The organism is Candidatus Liberibacter sp. (assembly GCF_014048425.1).
GTDB lineage: Bacteria > Pseudomonadota > Alphaproteobacteria > Rhizobiales > Rhizobiaceae > Liberibacter.
Genome location: NZ_JACETX010000090.1, coordinates 1 through 731 on the forward strand (window position 1 = coordinate 1; position 731 = coordinate 731).

The window sequence follows — 731 nt, forward strand, 5'->3', positions numbered from 1 at the left end:
CCCTCAATCGAAAAAACACCTTCTATATGCATCGCAAAAGGACGATCTAAATCACGCACAGGTTCCTGTATATGACTATCAACCGCAGCCATCAAAGAACGTATGGAATCTTCCCCTATCTCCTTGTTAGTACCTTCAAGTGCATTCAGTGCAGAACCCCTAATCACTGGAATAGAATCTCCAGGAAATTTGTAGTAGTTCAAAAGCTCCCTAATCTCAAGCTCAACAATCTCAACAAGCTCAGGATCTTCAACCTGATCAACCTTGTTTAAATAAACAACCATCGAAGGAATACCCACCTGTCGAGCAAGAAGAATATGCTCCTTCGTCTGAGGCATAGGACCATCTACTGCTGAACAAACAAGTATCGCTCCATCAACCTGCGCAGCACCAGTAATCATGTTCTTCACATAGTCAGCATGTCCAGGACAGTCAACATGACAGTAATGTCTCGATTCCGTCTTGTATTCAACATGAGCCGTCGCAATCGTAATACCACGCAACTTCTCTTCAGGTGCACTATCTATTTCATCGTACCCCTTATATTCCCCAAAATACTTCGTAATCGCTGACGTAAGTGTCGTCTTACCATGATCAACATGCCCTATCGAACATATACCAATATTCGAATTACCCCGAATAAATTGTTCCTTCTTCTTCTGCATAATACAAAAATTCCCTATCTTTACTGCTCTTAAATAAAATTACATGTATAAATCATGTCAAAACTC

The 731-nt window shown here is 40.9% G+C and carries 1 protein-coding gene; it reads right to left on the bottom strand.

The window, feature by feature from the left end; genetic code table 11:
• Positions 1–665: GTP-binding protein (locus tag H0G72_RS06060; protein ID WP_182017872.1), on the bottom strand; the 665-nt coding region annotated here is incomplete at its 3' end.
• Positions 666–731 lie beyond the last annotated feature (66 nt).